The sequence below is a fragment of the Kitasatospora sp. NPDC056651 genome, assembly GCF_042792155.1.
Lineage (GTDB): Bacteria > Actinomycetota > Actinomycetes > Streptomycetales > Streptomycetaceae > Kitasatospora.
Window position 1 is genome coordinate 1 of sequence record NZ_JBHTWX010000019.1, and the last position, 17,803, is coordinate 17,803.

Consider the following 17,803-nt stretch of genomic DNA (forward strand, 5'->3'; position numbering starts at 1 on the left):
GAGCCGGGGCAGCGGCCGGAGCCGGGGCAGCGGCCGGAGCCGGGGCCGGGGCGGCCGGGGCGGCGGGCGCGGCCGCAGCAGCAGCGGGCGCGGGGGCAGCGGCAGGGGTCGGCGCGGAGCCGGCCTGGGTCGCGGCCTGGGTCACTGGGGTCACCTCGGTACCGGGCTTGTAGTCGGCGAAAAAGTCCCACCAGGCTCGGTCGACCGAGTTCGGGTCCTGGAGGTACTGCTGGTAGATCTCGTCGACGAGCCACTCATTCGGGCCGAAGCCAGTGGAGCTTGCCGAGCTGTTGGGGGTTTCAGGGGACTGTGGCGACACGGCGGCAACCGCCCTCTTCCGCTTCCTTTTGGGATGTTTGGACAGCGGGGATTAAGGCTACGCCCCTGACCGGTGATCGCGCAGTCCCCGAGGCCCAGGCGTCGCCCAGATCACAGTCCTGACCTGCACTTTGGCTGAAAAAGTGCGTTAGGAAGCCGTATCTGAGGGGAAGCGATCGATGCCGAACAGGGCCTAAACTTGGGCGAAACCGGACAAAAACTCGGCCAAATCCTCTAGCGATCTTCGCCGGGCTCTGTGTCGGACTTGTGACAAATGTCCCGACCGTCACCCTGGCGCTGCCCGGGCAGCCGGACCTCGATCCGGCAGCCGCGCGGGGACTCGGCCACCGCGATCCGCCCCCCGTGCAGGTCGACGGCCCAGCGGGCGATGGCCAGGCCCAGTCCGGTGCCGCCGTCCGCGCCCGGTCCGGCGGCGGTCGCGGTGCCGCTGCGCCCGAACCGCTCGAAGACCCGGGTGCGGTCGGCCGGCGGGATGCCGGGGCCCTCGTCCTCGACCTCCAGCAGCAGGCCGCCGGCCTCGCCCTCGGGCCGTGCCCGTACCGTCACGGTGCCGCCGGGCGGGGAGTGCTTGCAGGCGTTGTCGACCAGGTTGGCGACCACCTGGTGGAGCCGCTCCGGGTCCGCCACGCCGGTCAGGCCGGCCGGGTTGACCTCCAGGGCCAGCCGGACGTCCCCGCGCCGGGAGAAGGCGCCGCCTGCCGTCGCGCCGTCCACGGTGACCCCGCGCAGCACGCCGTCCAGGAACTCGCGCACCTCGAAGCGGCGGGCGTCCAGGTCGACCACGCCGTCGTCGATCTTGGAGAGGTCGAGCAGGTGGGTGACCAGGCGGCCGAGCCGCTCGGTCTGCTCCAGCGCGGCCCCCAGGGTGGCCGGATTGGGCTGGACGACGCCGTCCACCACGTTCTCCAGGACGGCGCGCAGCGCGGCGATGGGCGTGCGCAGCTCGTGCGAGACGTTGGCGACCAGCTCGCGGCGGTGCCGGTCGGCGGCGTGGAGGTCGGCGGCCATCGCGTTGAAGGCGGACGCCAGCTCGCCGATCTCGTCACGCGAGTTCACCTCGACCCGGCGGCTGTAGTCGCCGGAGGCCATCGCGCGGGCGGCGGCCGTCATCTCGCGCAGGGGGGCGGTCAGCCCGTGCGCGAGGAACTGCATGAAGAGCAGCGAGGCGATCATGGAGAAGACCATGATGATCCGGATCTGGGTCTCGGACCGGATCGCCATCACCACCATCCCGGTGGCCAGGAACACGGAGACGACCACGAGCAGCGCGAGCTTGCCCTTGATCGAGCGGACCGGGTCGAGCGGCCGGATGTCGGTCCAGACCCGGTGGGCGACACGGGCGGCCAGGTTCCGCGGCCGCGTGCCGTCGGATTCCCCGTTGCGTTGCTGTGGAAAGGTCATCGTCCCCTGTGGTCCCCGCTGGTGGCACGGCGTCGTCCCCGGCGCGGGCCCCCGGTGGCCCGTCGTCCGAGGGGCGCCGTCAGGAGAGCGGGGCCTCCAGCGCGTAGCCGACGCCGTGGACGGTGCGGATCCAGCTGGCGCCGATCTTCCGGCGCAGCGCCTTGACGTGGCTGTCCACGGTGCGGGTGCCGGAGGCGTCGGTCCAGTCCCACACCTCGGCCAGCAGCTGCTCGCGGGTGAGCACCGCGCGCGGCTGGGCGGCCAGGCAGGCGAGCAGGTCGAACTCGGTCGGCGTCAGGTGGACGTCGCCCGAGGCCAGCCGGACCCGGCGCTGCACGTGGTCGATCTCCAGCTCGCCGAAGCGCAGGCTGCCCAGCGCGGGCGTGCGGGCGGCCTGCTGGGCGCGCTCGACGCGGCGCAGCAGGACGTTGACGCGGGCGGCCAGCTCGCGCATCGAGAACGGCTTGGTCATGTAGTCGTCGGCGCCGACGCCGAGGCCGACCAGCAGGTCCGTCTCGTCGTCGCGGGCGGTCAGCATCAGCACCGGCACCGGGCGCTGGGCCTGGATCCGGCGGCACACCTCCAGGCCGTCGAAGCCGGGCAGCATGATGTCGAGGACCACCAGGTCCGGCTGCCAGGTGTGGAAGCCGTCGACCGCGCCGGGGCCGTCGTGGGCCACGGCGACCTTGAAGCCCTCGGCGCCCAGCCGGGCGGCGATCGACTCGGCGATCGTGGGCTCGTCCTCCACCACCAGGACTCTGCGCTGGCTGCTCACAGTGCCACCGGTGTTGTGGTTGTCCTGCTGAATTTCTGTCACGGTCACGCCACCGCCCCCAGGGCTGCGGGCCGGCCACCCGTGGGGATGGCGGGCTCCGCTCGTAGTCTTGTTCCGTCGTGGACTGTGCCGGGTCCGCCGTCCCGTCGCGCGATCGGGAGCCGAGGACGGATGGTCGGCCGCCCACTTCTCCCGCGCACTTCGCAGCGTACGGACAGCGGATGCTTCCCGGCAGGTGGACCGGACGTTTCCGGCCCGTGGGCCGGCTGTCGGGCCGCCCTCGGGCCCACCGCACGAGTGGGCACGGGCCGATACCTTACCCGGCGAATTTTCACTGCGTAACGGTACGTATGCAGTCCAGTTGACGCCAAGTCGCCGGTCAGAGGCCCTGCTGTCGCGTTAATCGGGAGAAGGTCTGGACCAATGTCGGGAATCCGGCGGTCCGCCGCGGCGACGGCCTTCACCGTCTTTTCCCAGGTGCCTCTCATAACCTCGACGTACGGTGACCGCGACGGCGCCCGGAGGGGTGGATTCCGCGCCGCGCGCCGGTACGTTGGGCATCTGCGGGGCCGGTGGGCGCGACGTGGAGCGGAGACGGCATGGCAGGGCTGCGGCAGGGCGCCGGCGGGTACGGGACCGCGGGGGCGCCGTACGGAATGCTCCGCCTCGGGCTGCGCACCGGCGTCCTGGAGTGGCTGCTGGAGCGGGTGCCGACACCCCGGCGGACGCCCTTCACGCTCGGATATCTCGCTGTCGTGGGAGCCACCACGACCTTTGCCAAGGTCGCCGATCCGGAACTCGTCCAGCGCTTGCAGGAAGCCTCCAGTTCGGACGGGCACAACCTGCTCCAGCATCCTTTGCGCGCCCTTGTGCTGAGCGGATTCTGGGTGGCCGGCGAGGTGTGGATGCCGTACCTGTGGGGATTCGCGTTCACGCTGGCGCCGCTGGAGCGGAAGGTCGGTCCGGCCCGGGCGGCGGCGGTGTTCGCGGCCGGGCACGTCGTGGCGACGCTGCTCTCCCAGGGGGTGGTGATCACCGCGGTGGAGACCGGGCGGATGGCGCCCGAGGCGATGGACTACCTGGACATCGGGGTCAGCTACGGCGTGCTGGCCTGCCTGGGGGCGGTGGCCGGGCTGCTCTCCTGGCGCGGGCGGCTGCTCGCGCTGGGCGGTGCCGGGCTGATGATCGCCGAGCAGATCGCCACCGACAAGGACGTGATCACCGGGGTGGGGCACCCGGCGGCGGTGCTCACCGGGGTCGCGCTGTGGCGCTGGCTGCGCCGGGCCGAGCGGCGTCCGCCGCCGCCGCGTCCGGCCGCGGCGACGGCCGCCGGGAGCGCTCCCGCGCGGGTGCGGACGGCGCGTTGACGCCGCCGCCCGGGCGGGGTCCGCCCGGGCCGCGGTGACCTTTTCATCAGGTTCTCTTGAGGTTCTCTTCATGCGCTTTTGGGGCTCTTTTGACGGAGTCGGGCGTGGCGCGTTCCGCGTCGATTCCTGTTCGCTCACGGCGAACCGGGCGTCGGGAACATCTGCCGCCCGCCAAGCCTTAGTCAGGTCGACTCAAGTTCGATGACTGGGGAGAGATCATGGCATCCACGTCCACACCGCTCACCCTGCCGGTGCTGCCGCTCGACGACGAGGTCGTCCTGCCGGGGATGGTCGTCCCGCTGGACCTGAAGGACACCGAGGTGCGCGCGGCGGTCGAGGCCGCCCGGGCCGCGGCCGCCGGCGCCGGCAAGCCGCAGGTCCTGCTGGTGCCCCGGGTGGACGGCTCGTACGCCGCGGCCGGCACCCTGGCCACCGTGGAGCAGGTCGGCCGGCTGGCCGACGGCGACCCCGCGGCGCTGGTGCGCGCCGTGCGCCGAGTCCGGATCGGGGTCGGCACCACCGGCCCCGGCGCCGCCCTCTGGGTGGAGACCACACCCTTCAAGGAGTCCTCCGTCGGCATGCCGGTGGCCGGCCGGGCCGCCGAGCTGGTCAAGGAGTACAAGGCGCTGTCCACCCAGTGGCTGCGCAAGCGCGGCGCCTGGCAGGTCGTCGACCGGGTGGCGCAGATCGAGGGCGTCGGCGAGCTCGCCGACAACATCGGCTACGCGCCCTTCGCCACCGCCGAGCAGAAGCTCAAGGTGCTGCTGGAGGCCGACCAGGTCGCCCGTCTGGAGTACGCGCTCGGCCTGCTGCGCGACCACCTCGCGGAGGAGGAGGTCAACGACACCATCCGCAAGGACGTCGAGGAGGGCGTGGCCAAGCAGCAGAAGGAGTTCCTGCTCCGCCGACAGCTGGAGGCCGTCCGCAAGGAGCTGGCCGAGCTGAACGGCGAGGCCGTCGACGAGGAGGGCGACTACCGCGCCCGGGTCGAGGCCGCCGACCTGCCGGAGAAGGTCCGTGAGGCCGCGCTCAAGGAGGTCGACAAGCTGGAGCGGGCCTCCGACCAGTCGCCCGAGGGCTCCTGGATCCGCACCTGGCTGGACACCGTCCTGGAGCTGCCCTGGAACGAGCGCACCGAGGACGCGTACGACATCGCCGGCGCCCGCGCGGTGCTGGACGCCGACCACGCCGGCCTCGCCGACGTCAAGGACCGGATCGTCGAGTACCTGGCCGTCCGCAAGCGCCGGGCCGACCAGGGGCTCGCGCAGGTCGGCGGCCGCCGAGGGGGCGCCGTGCTGGCCCTGGTCGGCCCGCCCGGCACCGGAAAGACCTCGCTCGGCCAGTCCGTCGCCCGGGCGATGGGCCGCGAGTTCGTCCGGGTCGCGCTCGGCGGCGTCCGGGACGAGGCGGAGATCCGCGGCCACCGGCGCACCTACGTCGGCGCGCTGCCCGGCCGGCTGGTGCGGGCGATCAAGGAGGCCGGCTCGATGAACCCGGTCGTCCTGCTCGACGAGATCGACAAGGTGGGCTCCGACTACCGGGGCGACCCGGCCGCGGCCCTGCTGGAGGTGCTGGACCCGGCGCAGAACCACACCTTCCGCGACCACTACCTGGAGGTCGAGCTCGACCTCTCCGACGTCGTCTTCCTCGCCACCGCCAACGTGCTGGAGGCCATCCCCGAGCCGCTGCTCGACCGGATGGAGCTGGTCCGGCTGGACGGCTACACCGAGGACGAGAAGGTCGTCATCGCCCGCGACCACCTGCTCCCGCGCCAGCTGGAGAAGGCCGGGCTCGGCGGCGAGCAGGTCACCGTGGACGAGGAGGCGCTGCGCGGGCTCGCCGGGGAGTACACCCGGGAGGCCGGCGTCCGGAACCTGGAGCGCTCGATCGCCCGGGTGCTGCGCAAGATCGCCGCGCAGGCCGAGCTGGGCGAGCGCGAGCTGCCCGCCGCGGTCGGCGCGCGGGACCTGCGCGCCCTGATCGGCCGGCCGCACCACGTGCCGGAGTCCGCCCACGAGCCGGCCGAGCGCCGCACCGCCGTCCCCGGCGTGGCCACCGGCCTCGCGGTGACGGGCGCCGGCGGCGACGTCCTCTACATCGAGGCCTCGCTGGCCGACGCCGAGACCGGTGGCACCGGGCTCACGCTGACCGGCCAGCTGGGCGACGTGATGAAGGAGTCCGCGCACATCGCGCTCTCCTTCCTGCGCTCGCGCGGGGCCGAGCTGGAACTGCCGGTCACCTCGCTGCGCGACCGCGGCGTGCACCTGCACGTCCCGGCCGGGGCCGTCCCCAAGGACGGGCCGAGCGCCGGAATCACCATGACCACGGCGCTGGCCTCGCTGCTCTCCGGCCGCAAGGTGCGCACCGACGTGGCGATGACGGGCGAGGTGTCGCTGACCGGGCGGGTGCTGCCGATCGGCGGGGTGAAGCAGAAGCTGCTCGCCGCCGACCGGGCCGGGATCACCACGGTGATCATCCCCAAGCGCAACGAGGCCGACCTGGACGACGTCCCGGCCGAGGTGCTGGGGCGGCTCACCGTCCACCCGGTGGCGGACGTGCGGGAGGTGCTGCGGCTGGCGCTGGAGCCGGCCGCGGTGCTGGTGGCCGCCTGACCGCCTGACCGCATGACCGCCTGACCGCCTGACCGGCGCCCGGGCCGCCCGCCGTGGCGGCCCGGGCATCCGATGTCCCCGGCCGCCGCGGCGATCTGACGGGCCGGCGGCACCCGCGCGTGCGACACTGCGGAGATGCCGTCCCCCACGCAGCGGGCCCTGGCCAGGGTGCCCGACCGGCTGCGGCCGCTCCTGGTGCGGCACCGCCGGCTGGTGAAGTTCCTGCTGGTCGGGAGCGGCTGCTTCGTGCTCACCACGGTGATCGACTTCGAGCTCAAGTCCACCGTGCTGGAGCGCAAGCCGGTGGTCGCGCTGACGGTCGCGACCGTGATCGGCACCGCGGTCTCGTACGTGCTGAACCGCCGCTGGGCCTTCCGGGCCGACGGGCGCCGGCGCGAGGTGCTGATGTTCGTCCTGGTCAGCACGGTGGCGATCGCCGTCAACGACATGCCGCTGGCGGTCTCCCGGTACCTGCTGGACCTCCGGGAGCCGTACGTCGACCCCTTCCGGCAGGAGGTCGCGGACTTCCTCAGCGGAATGGTCGTCGGCACCTTCGTGGCGATGCTGTTCCGCTACTGGGCGATGCGGCGGTGGGTCTTCGCCCCGCTCGCCGAGACCGCCCCACCCACCCCGCCCGCCCTACCCACCCCGCCCGCCGAGCCCGCCCCGATCCCGGCGGTCGCCCCGGAACCCGGCTACGCTGCACCCGAGATGCCACGGGATGTGCCGTAAAGGGGCGAGGTGAGCGTTGTGCGCGAGCCGGACGCCCTCCGGACCGGGCCCGCCAGCCAGCAGGGGATGCGGCGGGCCAACCTGGCCCTGGTGCTCGGGGTGATCGCGAGCGGCCCGCGCTCGCGCGCCGAGGTGGCCGCCGGGACGGGACTGACCAGGGCCGCCGTCTCCTCCCTCGCCGAACAGCTGATCGCCGCCGGCCTGGTGGTCGAGGAGGGGCCCGCCGCGTCCAACGGCAGGGTCGGCCGCCCCGGCACCGCCCTCGGCCTCAACCCGGCCGGGCCCGGCGGCCTCGGCGCCGAGATCGGGGTCCGGCACCTGGGCGCCTGCGTGGTCGACCTGCGCGGCGAGGTCCGCGCCGCCCGGCGCCGGGAGGTCTCCAACCACGGCCGCGAGCCCGCCGCCGTCATGGCCGACCTCGCCGGACTGCTGAGCGAGGCCGTCGCCGAGGCGGGGCTGCGCCCGGCCGGGCTCACCCTGGCCGTGCCCGGACTGGTCGGAGCCTTCGACGGAGTGCTCCAGCGGGCCGCCAACCTGGACTGGCGGGACGTCCCGCTGGCCGCCGAACTGCGCCCGGCGCTGCGCGCGGTCGGCGGCGGCCTGGCCGGGCTGCCGATCGAGGCGGACAACGAGGCCAACCTCGGCGGCCTGGCCGAGCACTGGTTGGCCGGGGGCCCGGAGGACTTCCTGTACGTCTCCGCCGAGGCCGGGGTCGGCGCGGCGATCGTGGTCGGCGGCCGGCTGCTGCGCGGGGCGCGCGGCTTCGCCGGCGAGTTCGGCCACGTACCGGTGCACCCTGACGGGCCGCGCTGCGCCTGCGGGGCGCACGGCTGCCTGGAGCAGTACGCGGGCGAGGCGGCGGTGCTGCGGGCGGCCGGCCTGGCCGGGGCCGGCGGTGACTGGGTGGCGCTGCTCGCCGACCGCGCCGGGGCCGGGGACGGAGCGGTCCGCGCCGCGCTGGCCGGGGCGGGTGCGGCGCTCGGCACCGCGGCCGCCGGGGCGGTCAACCTGCTGGATCCGGCCGAGGTGGTGCTCGGCGGCGGCTATGCCCGGCTGGCGCCCTGGCTGCTGCCCGCGATGCGCGCCGAGCTGGCCGCCCGGGTGACGGTCCGGCCGTGGTCCGCCGACCGGCTCACCGTCTCCCGGCTCGGCCGCCGGGGCCCGCTGCTGGGCGCGGCGGTGCGGGTGGTGCGGGCGGTGGTCGCCGACCCGGGGCCGCTCGGCTGACCCGGAGGAGCCCACGACGGGCGCGGGGCTGCCGGGGCCCGCTGGTGGGCGCGGTGCGTGCCGGGCCGGCTGTCCGGCTCCCGGCCGGTCCGGCGGCCGCTGCCCCGGACGCGCCCGAGCCCCCGGCCTGGGGAGGCCGGGGGCTCGGTGGCGATCGGTGGCGATCGGTGGCGATCGGTGACGGGAGGCTCAGGCCTCGTCGGCCACCAGTTCGCGGCCGCCGGAGCGCGGGCCGCGCAGCACGGCCAGCAGGGCGACGCCGATGCCGATCAGCGCCCAGACCACCATGACCAGGATCGGCATCCCCAGGTTGGTGGAGCCGAAGTAGGCGACCGACTTGGTGGCGCTGGTACCGGCGCCGTTGGGGATCCAGGAGCCGATGGCCCGCCAGAACGGCGGCGTCATCGGGGCCGGGTAGACCCCGCCCGCGCTCGGGTTGCCGAGCACCACGAAGATCAACACCGCGACGCCGATGCCGAGGATGTCGAACAGGCACTGGAGCGCCATGGTGAACGCGCCGACCGTGAAGACCACCAGGGCGCCGACGGCGCTCAGGGCGAGGACCGAGCCCGGCAGGGCGTTCAGCACCGGTCCGGCGATCACCGTGCCGAGGAGGCCGGCCCCGATCGAGTACACCGCGAGGACGCCGAGGCGGATCAGCAGGCGGTGGGTGTTGGCCGGCTTGGAGCCGGCGCTGATGCCGAGGATCGAGGCGACCAGGTAGCCGCCGACGCACCAGCCGATCACCAGGTAGAAGGCGGAGAGGCCGTTGTTGTCGCCCTTGGCGAGCGGCACCACGTCCTGGACCTTGACGGTCCGGCCCTGGCTCTGGTCGATCGCGGTGGTGATGGTCTCGGCGGCCTTGGCGGCGGCGGTGCCGCGGGCGTTGCCGACCAGAAGGGTGTCCTGGGTGGAGGTCGGGTCCACGACCAGTGCGGCGTAGAGCTTCTGGTCCTTGATCAGCCGGGTCGCCGTCTCGGCGTCCGGTGCGGTGGAGGCCCGGACGGCGTCGTTCGGCACCGACTCCAGCGCGCCGACCAGCTTGGGGGCGACCTGCGGCGGGGCGACCACCGCGATCGAGAGGTTCTGCGGGGCGGGCTTGTGCAGCGCCCCGATGTAGGAGGTGATGAAGCCGAGCTGGAGCAGCAGGACTCCGAACACGAGCAGTGCCGCGCGCGGGGTGACCGCATTCTTCAACTCGGCGACGAAACCCTGCCCCGGGGCTGCCATCCACATCTCCTTGCGTATCGGGGAAAAACGGTACTTCCAGAACCGATACTTAATACCATGAACTAGTTCGCTCGTCGTACCTCACGCGCCGGGCTGTGGCGGGTGTCGCTGCGCGATACTGGCGCGGTGAGCGACGAGGAAGCCCTGGTGGCGGTGGAGCGGGAGGTCGCGCTGATGTTCCGGCGCGGCCGGGCCAGAGTGGCGGAACTCTCACGACGGGTGCACCCCGGGCTGGAGGGCATGGCGTACAGCCTCCTCGGCTACATCGAGCAGGCCGGACCGGTGCGGGTGACGGACGTCGGCGTGCACTTCGCCGTCGGCAAGGCGACGGTGAGCCGGCAGGTCCGGACGCTGGAGGAGCTGGGCCTGGTGGCCCGGGAGGCGGATCCACTGGACCGCCGGTCGGCGCTGGTCTCGCTCACCGAGGACGGGCGGCGGCGCTTCCTGGCCGCGCGGGACGTGCGGATGCGGCGGGTGCGCGAGGTGATGGGCGACTGGTCGCCGGAGGACGTGGCCCGCTTCGCGGTGCTGCTGCACCGCTTCAACGACGTACTGGGGGAGCCGCCGGTCGAGTGACCGGGCGGTCCGTGGCGGCGCGACCGGGGCTCGGGGAGAGGGCTCGGGGGCGGGCTTTACTTTCCCTTGAAGAAAGTTGCCTAACTCAACCATCCAGTCTTATGGTTGCTTACGGCAACGAAATTTCATGATCCGCGCATCCCGCCCGCCTTGCCGAAGGCCGCCTCGCCGAAGGACCCAGATGACCGTGACCACCGAGGCCGCGAGCGCAACCGCCGCCGCGACCGACAGTCCACAGATGACGCACCGGCAGGTGATGGAGGCCCTCTCCGGCCTCCTGCTCGGCCTGTTCGTGGCCGTGCTCTCCTCGACCATCGTCTCCAACGCCCTGCCGCACATCCTGGCCGACCTGCACGGCGGCCAGTCCGCGTACACCTGGGTCATCACCGCGGCCCTGCTCACCCTCACCGCCTCCACCCCGATCTGGGGCAAGCTGTCCGACCTCGCCAGCAAGAAGCTGCTGCTCCAGATCGCCCTGCTGATCTACGTCGGCACCTCGGCGCTGGCCGGCCTCTCGCAGAACACCGGCGAGCTGATCGCCTGCCGCGCCCTCCAGGGCATCGGCGCCGGCGGTGTCGTGGCGCTCGGCCAGATCTGTCTGGCCGCGATGGTCCCGCCGCGCGAGCGCGGCCGGTACAGCGGCTACTTCGGCGCGGTCTTCGCGCTCGCCACCATCGGCGGCCCGCTGATCGGCGGCGTCATCGTGGACACCTCCTGGCTGGGCTGGCGCTGGTGCTTCTACGTCGGCATCCCGTTCGCGCTGGCCGCGATCCTGGTGGTGCAGCGGACCCTCAAGCTGCCGGTGGTCAAGCGCAAGGCCAAGATCGACTACCTGGGCGCGGTGGTCATCACCGCCTCGGTCAGCCTGCTGATGATCTGGATCACCCTGGCCGGCAAGAACTACGCCTGGCTGTCCTGGCAGACCGTGGCCATGGTCGGCGGCGGCCTGCTGCTGGGCGCCCTGGCCATCGCGATCGAGCGCCGCGCGGCCGAGCCGATCATCCCGCCGAGCCTCTTCAAGTACCGCACCGTCACCCTGGCCGCGCTGGCCAGCGTGCTGGTCGGCGTCGGGATGTACGGCGCGACCACCTTCCTCAGCCAGTACTTCCAGCTGGCCCGCGCCAAGTCCCCGACCGTGGCCGGTCTGATGACCCTGCCGATGATCATCGGCCTGGCGCTCTCCTCCGCGGTGGTCGGCCGGCTGATCACCAAGTACGGCAAGTGGAAGGCCTACCTGGTCTCCGGCACCGCGCTGCTCGCGGTCGGCTTCGGCCTGCTCGGCACCGCCCGGGCCGACACCAGCTACGTGCTGCTCTCCGTCTACATGGCGATCACCGGCGTCGGCCTCGGCCTGACCAGCCAGAACCTGGTGCTCGCGGTGCAGAACACGGTGCCCCGGCACGAGCTCGGCGCGGCCAGCTCGGTGGTCACCTTCTTCCGCACCATGGGCGGCGCGATGGGCGTCTCGGCGCTCGGCGCGCTGATGACCAACAAGGTCGGCCACTACCTGGCCGAGAACCTGGCCGCCGCGCACATCCCGGCCTCGCCCGCGGCCTCCGGCGGCGGCATCCCCGACCTTGCCAAGCTGCCGGCCCCGATCGTGCCGCTGGTGACGGACGCCTTCGGCCACGGCGTCGGCAACGTCTTCCTGTGGGCCGCCCCGTTCGCGCTGCTGGCCTTCGTCACCGTGCTGTTCATCCGCGAGACGGCGCTGAAGACCAGCCAGGAGAACTGACCGGCGGGCGGGCCGACCGGTCGGCGGATACGCGAACGGGCCGGGGAGTGTCGACACACTCCCCGGCCCGTTGCCGTCGGGTGCTGCGGTTACTTGCCGGCGATCAGCGACAGGCCGTAGAGGACGACCGCGCCGCAGAGCGCGAAGCAGACGTACGCGCCGGCCAGGGCGAGCCTGCCACCGCCCGCGGACCCGGCGCCCCCGCCCTCGCGGGCGGCGCCCGCCGCGGCCTCGCGGCGGGACAGCGCCAGGATGCCGAGCGCGAAGACGGCGACCACGGCGACGGTGATGCCGAAGCTGAGTCCGGCGGTCTGGGCCAGGGCGTTCCACTTGATGTGCATGGTGAGTGCTCCTCAGCCTGAGGTGCTCAGGCCGCGACCGTGGTCGAGGCGGGGGTGGGGGTGTTCGCCGCGGCGTTCGGCGCGACGTCGACCGGGGCGACCTCGACGGGGGTGACGTCGTTGACGTTGTCCGCGCCGACCGGCTGGCGGCGGGAGATCACCCACATCGCGGCCGAACCGGCGACCAGCACGACACCGACCAGGGCGATGCCCCAGTTGCCCTGCTCGGCCACCAGGGCCGCGAGGCCGGAGACCACCGCGGCGGCCGGCAGGGTCAGGCCCCAGGTGTAGACCATGCGGCGGACCAGGCTCCAGCGCAGCTCGCCCTTCGGGCCGCCGAGACCGGCGCCCATGATGCCGCCGGAGCAGACCTGGGTGGTGGAGAGGCCGAAGCCCATGTGCGAGGAGGTCAGGATGACGGTCGCGGCGGCCGACTCGGAGGCGAAGCCCTGGGGCGGGCGGATGTCCGCCAGGCCCTTGCCCATCGAGCGGATGATCCGCCAGCCGCCCATGTAGGTGCCGAGCGCGATCGCGGCGCCGGCCGAGACGATCACCCAGGTGGGGGGCAGCGCGCCGTGCGGCAGGGCGCCGACCGAGACCAGGGTCAGGGTGATGATGCCCATCGTCTTCTGGGCGTCGTTGGTGCCGTGCGCCAGCGAGATCAGCGAGGAGGAGAAGACCTGGCCGGTCTTGAAGCCCTTCTCGGTGGCCGCGGTGTCGCCCTTGCGGGTGATCGCGTAGGCCAGCTTGGTGGCGCCCCAGGAGGCGAGGCCGGCGACGAAGGGGGAGGCGACCGCCGGGATGAGGATCTTGGTGATCACGGTGTCGAAGTTGACGCCGTTCATGCCGACGCCGACGATCGTGGCGCCGATCAGCCCGCCGTACAGGGCGTGCGAGGAACTGGACGGCAGACCGCGCAGCCAGGTCAGCAGGTTCCAGAGGATCGCGCCGGCCAGGGCGGCGAAGATGATCTCGGGATGGACGCCGGCCTTCTCGTTGACGATTCCGCCGGAGATGGTGGTGGCGACCTTCACGGACAGGAACGCACCCGCGAAGTTGAGCAGGGCCGCGATGGTGACCGCGACCTTCGGGCGGAGGGCGCCGGTCGCGATCGCGGTGGCGGCCGCGTTGGCGGTGTCGTGGAACCCGTTGGTGAAGTCGAAGGCGAGCGCCGTGATGATCACAACGGCCACCAGGAACGAGATGTGTTCCATACCCAAACAATCGTCGTAGTTGTCACACGGACGTTGATGACGTCGCGACCGTAGGTCGGCTTGGTAAACGGAAGGTGAACTGAGCCGGGAATCGTGGTTCCAAAGGTTGACTTTGAGTAACCATTGGCTTTCTTCTTCGTGACTTCGGGCGCGCTGAACTGGACATTAGCGAAGAACATGCCGGTTCGACCCGGTTTGCTGAGACCTGTCTCACAGGTCAATCCAGAATTAACCTCCCAGTCCTCACACGCCCTGTTTCCGGCGAGTAACCCGTGGGAGGATCTGCGGGATCCGGGAAGCCGGGACAGGGGCAGTGCGCGGCGGGGAGGACCACGGGCATGAGCGGGGCGGTACAGAGAGCCGAAACGACAGCCGTACGGCCCTGGGTCCGGGCGGCGCTGCGCTGCGGAGCCGTCCTCGCGGCGGCGGCCCTCGCGCTGCCGGTGGCGGCCCAGGCCGCCTGGGCCGCGCCCGACCCGGGAACCGGCCAGATCATCCCCGGCGCGGACCCGCTCGCCGCGGCCAAGGCCACCCTCGGCCCGATGCTCGACCAGCTGCACGCGCTCTACCAGAGCGCCGAGGCCGCCACCGAGCAGTACAACGGCGCCGTCGCCAAGGTGGCGGAGCAGCAGACCACGCTCACCGACGTCCAGGGCCGGCTGGACCGCCAGCAGAAGCAGGTCGACGCCGGCACCGACATCGCCTCGCAGCTCGCCGCGGCGCAGTACCGCAACGGGGCCGCCTCCGCGTACGCCGAGCTGCTGCTCTCCAAGGACCCGTACGAGGCGGTCACCATCGCCGAGCTGCTCGCCGCGGCCAGCCGCTCGCAGTCGGAGTTCCTGGACAAGCTGAAGAGCGACCGGGACGTGCTGGACGGACTGAAGAAGGAGAGCGAGGAGGCGCTGAAGACCTCCCAGGCGCTCGTCGCCCAGCAGGACGCGGCCAAGGCCAAGGCCGCCGTCGACCTCGCCGCGGTCGAGCAGCTGGTCTCCTCGCTGACCGGTGCCCAGCGGGCCGAACTGGAGCAGCTGGAGAAGGCCAAGGCGGACGAGGCGCAGCTCGCGTTCCTCGCCTCCGGGGCGCTCGGCAAGGGGGAGCGCACGCCCTCCCTCCAGGGGCGCGCGGCCGTGGTCTTCGCGCTGGCGCAGTTGGGCAAGCCGTACCTGTGGGGCGGCACCGGACCGGACTCCTACGACTGCTCCGGCCTCACCTCGCAGGCCTGGCTGCACGCCGGCAAGGCGATCCCGCGCACCAGCCAGGAGCAGTGGGCGCAGCTGCCGCACGTGGCGCTCAACCAGCTGCGGCCCGGCGACCTGGTGGTGTACTTCCAGGACGCCTCGCACATCGGGATGTACATCGGCGGCGGGCTGGTCGTGCAGGCGCCGCGCCCCGGGGCGTTCATCAAGATCTCGCCGATCGGCTCGATGCCGATCCTCGGTGCCGTCCGGCCGGACCCGTCCGGCGCGGCGGACGAGGCGGGCGGCTCCTGGAAGGTGCCCGACCTGCCGTCGGGCTGGGACGCCGCGACGCCGATCGCGCCGAGCCCGGTCAAGCAGGTGCCGGCCCCGCCGGCCCCGGGCGGCGGGGTGACGCCGCCGACCACGCCGGGGACGCCGACCGGCACGCCGGGGGGCACCGGTACGCCGACCGACCCGGGGACGCCGACCGACCCGGGGACGCCGACCGCTCCGGGCACCCCGACCCCGACCCCGACGGAGACGCCGGGCACCCCGACCCCGACCAGCACTCCGGGGACGCCCACCCCGACCGGCACGGGAAGTCCGACCGGCGGCGGCCCGACCGGTGGCAGCCCGAGCTGGACGGGCTCGGCGAGCGCCTCTGCGCCGGGCAGCGCCACCGCCACCCTGCCGCTGGGCACGCCGACGAACTGACCCGGCCACTGCCGGGGAGGCCGCTCCGCGTCACCGGACGCGGGGCGGCCTTCGCGCGGCCGGGGGCGGTTACGCGCCGCTGTCGGGGGCGAAGCGGATGACGACGGCCTTCGAGGTGGGGGTGTTGCTGATGTCGGCGGTGGAGTCGAGCGGCACCAGGACGTTGGTCTCCGGGTAGTAGGCCGCCGCGCCGCCGCGGGCGACGGGGTAGTGGACCACCCGGAAGTGCGGGGCGCGGCGTTCCACGCCGTCCTTCCACTCGCTGACCAGGTCGACGTACCCGCCGTCGGTGAGCCCGAGCTCGGCGGCGTCCGCGGGGTTGACCAGGACCACCCGGCGGCCGCCCTTGATGCCGCGGTAGCGGTCGTCGAGGCCGTAGACGGTGGTGTTGTACTGGTCGTGCGAGCGCAGGGTCTGGAGCAGCAGCCGACCCGGCGGGACCTCGGGGGCGGTCAGCGGGTTGACCGAGAAGTTGGCCCTGCCGGTGGCGGTGGGGAAGGTGCGGGTGTCCCGGGGGCCGTGCGGCAGGGTGAAGCCGCCGGGGTGTCGGACCTTGTCGTTGTAGTCCTCGAAGCCCGGGACGACGCGGGCGATCCGGTCGCGCAGGGCGTCGTAGTCCTCGGCGAAGTCCTCCCAGGGCACGGTGTCCCGCGGCCCGAGCACGGCGCGGGCCAGGCGGCAGACGATCGCGGTCTCGGAGAGGATGCCGGGCGCGGGCGGGCGCAGGCCGCCGCGCGAGGAGTGCACCTGGCCCATCGAGTCCTCGACGCTGACGAACTGGGCGCCGCGCGCGGTGACGTCCCGGTCGGTGCGGCCCAGGGTGGGCAGGATCAGGGCGCGGGCGCCGGTGACCACGTGCGAGCGGTTGAGCTTGGTGGAGACGTGGACGGTCAGCCGGCAGCGGCGCATCGCGGCCTCGGTGACCTCGGTGTCCGGGGTGGCCGCGACGAAGTTGCCGCCCATCGCGAAGAAGACCCCGATCCGGCCGTCGCGCATCGCGCGGATGGTGTCCACCGAGTCGAAGCCGTGCTCGCGCGGCGGCTCGAAGCCGAACTCCTTGCCCAGCGCGTCCAGGAACGCGGTGCTCGGGCGTTCGAAGATGCCCATCGTCCGGTCGCCCTGGACGTTGCTGTGCCCGCGCACCGGGCAGACCCCGGCGCCGGGGCGGCCGACGTTGCCGCGCAGCAGCAGGAAGTTGACCACCTCGCGGATGGTCGGCACGGCGTGCTTGTGCTGGGTGAGGCCCATCGCCCAGCAGACGATGATCTTCTCGGACTTCAGCACCAGCCGGCCGAGTTCCTCGATCTGCTCCCAGGGCAGGCCGGTCGCCGCGAGCACCTCGTCCCGCCCGGTCTCCAGCGCCTGGGCCTCGAACTCCTCGAAGCCGTGGCAGTGTTCGGCGACGAACCCGCGGTCGACCCCGTCCTGTTCCAGGACGATCCGGTTGAGCGCCCGGAACAGCGCGAGGTCGCCGCCGAGGCGGATCTGGAGGAAGAGGTCGGTCAGCTTGGTGCCGTGGCCGGCCAGGCCGCGCGCGTGCTGGGGGTTCTTGAACCGCTCCAGCCCGGCCTCCGGCAGCGGGTTGACGCTGACGATGGTGGCGCCGGCCCGCTTGGCGCGCTCCAGGGCGGAGAGCATCCGGGGGTGGTTGGTGCCCGGGTTCTGGCCGGCCACGATGATCAGGTCGGCCTGGTAGAGGTCCTTGAGGCTGACGCTGCCCTTGCCGACGCCGATCGTCTCCGTGAGCGCCGAGCCGGAGGACTCGTGGCACATGTTGGAGCAGTCCGGCAGGTTGTTGGTGCCGAGCCGGCGGGCGAACAGCTGGTACGCGAAGGCGGCCTCGTTGCTGGTCCGGCCGGAGGTGTAGAAGGCCGCGCCGTCCGGGGTGTCCAGGGCCCTCAGCTCCTCGGCGATCAGCGCGAAGGCGTCGTCCCAGGAGACCGGCGTGTAGTGGGTGGCGCCCTCGTCGAGCAGCATCGGCCGGGTGAGCCGGCCCTGCTGGCCGAGCCAGTAGCCGGAGCGCTCGGCCAGGTCGGCGACCGGGTGGGCGGCGAAGAACTCGGCGCGGACGCGGCGCTCGGTGGCCTCCTCGGCGACGGCCTTGGCGCCGTTCTCGCAGAACTCGGCGGTGTGGGGCTTGTCCGGCTCGGGCCAGGCGCAGCCGGGGCAGTCGAAGCCGTTCGGCTGGTTGACCTTGAGCAGGGTGGCCAGGGTGCGGCGGGCGCCCATCTGCTCGGTGGCCATCCGCAGGCTGTGGCCGACGGCGGGCAGCCCGGCGGCCGCGTGCTGGGGCGCGGACACCTCGGGGGCGTCCTGTGCCGGGTCGCTCTGCGGGGCCTGCTTGGCCATGACTGCGCTCCTC

14 protein-coding genes are annotated in these 17,803 nt (G+C 73.1%); 7 read left to right on the forward strand and 7 right to left on the reverse strand.

Annotation, left to right across the window (positions count from 1 at the left end):
• From ACFRAR_RS10520 to ACFRAR_RS10530, 3 genes are all read right to left on the reverse strand, one after another.
• Positions 1-319 (reverse strand): hypothetical protein (locus ACFRAR_RS10520; protein WP_380696981.1); only part of this gene is annotated, 319 nt, incomplete at its 3' end.
• Between the two features lie 233 nt (positions 320-552).
• Positions 553-1,740, reverse strand: coding sequence for a sensor histidine kinase (locus ACFRAR_RS10525; RefSeq protein WP_380696983.1), 1,188 nt, complete (start codon positions 1,738-1,740; stop codon positions 553-555).
• 79 nt (positions 1,741-1,819) lie between these two features.
• Entirely contained in the window at positions 1,820-2,557 is a 738-nt protein-coding gene (locus tag ACFRAR_RS10530; protein ID WP_030057574.1) for a response regulator transcription factor, read from the reverse strand.
• Positions 2,558-3,114: 557 nt separating this feature from the next.
• On the opposite strand from ACFRAR_RS10530, the gene ACFRAR_RS10535 reads away from it, so the two are divergent.
• From ACFRAR_RS10535 to ACFRAR_RS10550, 4 genes are all read left to right on the forward strand, one after another.
• Positions 3,115-3,882: a rhomboid-like protein gene (locus tag ACFRAR_RS10535; RefSeq protein ID WP_380696984.1), complete on the forward strand. Its 768-nt coding sequence runs from the start codon at positions 3,115-3,117 to the stop codon at positions 3,880-3,882.
• Between the two features lie 218 nt (positions 3,883-4,100).
• Positions 4,101-6,494 carry an endopeptidase La gene (gene lon, locus ACFRAR_RS10540; protein WP_380696986.1) on the forward strand — a complete coding sequence of 798 codons (2,394 nt, stop codon included), beginning with the start codon at positions 4,101-4,103 and terminating at the stop codon, positions 6,492-6,494.
• A 135-nt stretch (positions 6,495-6,629) separates the two neighbouring features.
• Complete coding sequence (locus ACFRAR_RS10545) at positions 6,630-7,226, forward strand: GtrA family protein (RefSeq protein ID WP_380696988.1); 597 nt, start codon at positions 6,630-6,632, stop codon at positions 7,224-7,226.
• A gap of 66 nt (positions 7,227-7,292) precedes the next feature.
• Positions 7,293-8,453 carry an ROK family protein gene (locus ACFRAR_RS10550; protein ID WP_380697102.1) on the forward strand — a complete coding sequence of 387 codons (1,161 nt, stop codon included), beginning with the start codon at positions 7,293-7,295 and terminating at the stop codon, positions 8,451-8,453.
• 189 nt (positions 8,454-8,642) lie between these two features.
• Here ACFRAR_RS10550 and ACFRAR_RS10555 read toward each other — a convergent pair whose 3' ends face one another.
• The gene (locus ACFRAR_RS10555) at positions 8,643-9,683 is read right to left on the reverse strand and encodes a DUF3533 domain-containing protein (RefSeq protein ID WP_380696990.1); all 1,041 of its coding nucleotides are present in this window, start codon (positions 9,681-9,683) and stop codon (positions 8,643-8,645) included.
• A gap of 126 nt (positions 9,684-9,809) precedes the next feature.
• Here ACFRAR_RS10555 and ACFRAR_RS10560 point away from each other — a divergent pair, with 126 nt between their 5' ends.
• Positions 9,810-10,259, forward strand: a complete 450-nt coding sequence (locus ACFRAR_RS10560) for a MarR family winged helix-turn-helix transcriptional regulator (protein ID WP_380696992.1) — start codon at positions 9,810-9,812, stop codon at positions 10,257-10,259.
• A 181-nt stretch (positions 10,260-10,440) separates the two neighbouring features.
• Positions 10,441-11,994, forward strand: a complete 1,554-nt coding sequence (locus tag ACFRAR_RS10565) for an MDR family MFS transporter (protein ID WP_380696994.1) — start codon at positions 10,441-10,443, stop codon at positions 11,992-11,994.
• 89 nt (positions 11,995-12,083) lie between these two features.
• Here the strand turns inward: ACFRAR_RS10565 and ACFRAR_RS10570 are convergent, their stop codons facing one another.
• Together ACFRAR_RS10570 and ACFRAR_RS10575 are read right to left on the reverse strand one after the other, a co-directional pair.
• On the reverse strand, positions 12,084-12,335 hold the full coding sequence (locus ACFRAR_RS10570; protein WP_380696996.1) for a hypothetical protein: 252 nt from the start codon (positions 12,333-12,335) through the stop codon (positions 12,084-12,086).
• A 26-nt stretch (positions 12,336-12,361) separates the two neighbouring features.
• On the reverse strand, positions 12,362-13,549 hold the full coding sequence (locus ACFRAR_RS10575) for an anion permease (protein ID WP_380696998.1): 1,188 nt from the start codon (positions 13,547-13,549) through the stop codon (positions 12,362-12,364).
• A 338-nt stretch (positions 13,550-13,887) separates the two neighbouring features.
• Between ACFRAR_RS10575 and ACFRAR_RS10580 the strand changes: the two genes are divergently transcribed.
• Positions 13,888-15,441, forward strand: coding sequence for a C40 family peptidase (locus tag ACFRAR_RS10580; protein WP_380697000.1), 1,554 nt, complete (start codon positions 13,888-13,890; stop codon positions 15,439-15,441).
• 69 nt (positions 15,442-15,510) lie between these two features.
• Here ACFRAR_RS10580 and ACFRAR_RS10585 read toward each other — a convergent pair whose 3' ends face one another.
• Positions 15,511-17,790 (reverse strand): FdhF/YdeP family oxidoreductase, encoded by a 2,280-nt coding sequence (locus ACFRAR_RS10585; RefSeq protein ID WP_380697002.1) that lies wholly within the window; start codon positions 17,788-17,790, stop codon positions 15,511-15,513.
• Between the last annotated feature and the right edge of the window lie 13 nt (positions 17,791-17,803).

What these genes read in the sequence shown, in the direction of transcription:
- ACFRAR_RS10525 (WP_380696983.1), bottom strand. Translation starts at nt 1,740, where the DNA reads ATGACCTTTCCACAGCAACGCAACGGGGAATCCGACGGCACGCGGCCG.
- ACFRAR_RS10535 (WP_380696984.1), top strand. Translation starts at nt 3,115, where the DNA reads ATGGCAGGGCTGCGGCAGGGCGCCGGCGGGTACGGGACCGCGGGGGCG.
- lon (WP_380696986.1), top strand. Translation starts at nt 4,101, where the DNA reads ATGGCATCCACGTCCACACCGCTCACCCTGCCGGTGCTGCCGCTCGAC.
- ACFRAR_RS10545 (WP_380696988.1), top strand. Translation starts at nt 6,630, where the DNA reads ATGCCGTCCCCCACGCAGCGGGCCCTGGCCAGGGTGCCCGACCGGCTG.
- ACFRAR_RS10550 (WP_380697102.1), top strand. Translation starts at nt 7,293, where the DNA reads ATGCGGCGGGCCAACCTGGCCCTGGTGCTCGGGGTGATCGCGAGCGGC.
- ACFRAR_RS10555 (WP_380696990.1), bottom strand. Translation starts at nt 9,683, where the DNA reads ATGGCAGCCCCGGGGCAGGGTTTCGTCGCCGAGTTGAAGAATGCGGTC.
- ACFRAR_RS10565 (WP_380696994.1), top strand. Translation starts at nt 10,441, where the DNA reads ATGACCGTGACCACCGAGGCCGCGAGCGCAACCGCCGCCGCGACCGAC.
- ACFRAR_RS10570 (WP_380696996.1), bottom strand. Translation starts at nt 12,335, where the DNA reads ATGCACATCAAGTGGAACGCCCTGGCCCAGACCGCCGGACTCAGCTTC.
- ACFRAR_RS10575 (WP_380696998.1), bottom strand. Translation starts at nt 13,549, where the DNA reads ATGGAACACATCTCGTTCCTGGTGGCCGTTGTGATCATCACGGCGCTC.
- ACFRAR_RS10580 (WP_380697000.1), top strand. Translation starts at nt 13,888, where the DNA reads ATGAGCGGGGCGGTACAGAGAGCCGAAACGACAGCCGTACGGCCCTGG.
- ACFRAR_RS10585 (WP_380697002.1), bottom strand. Translation starts at nt 17,790, where the DNA reads ATGGCCAAGCAGGCCCCGCAGAGCGACCCGGCACAGGACGCCCCCGAG.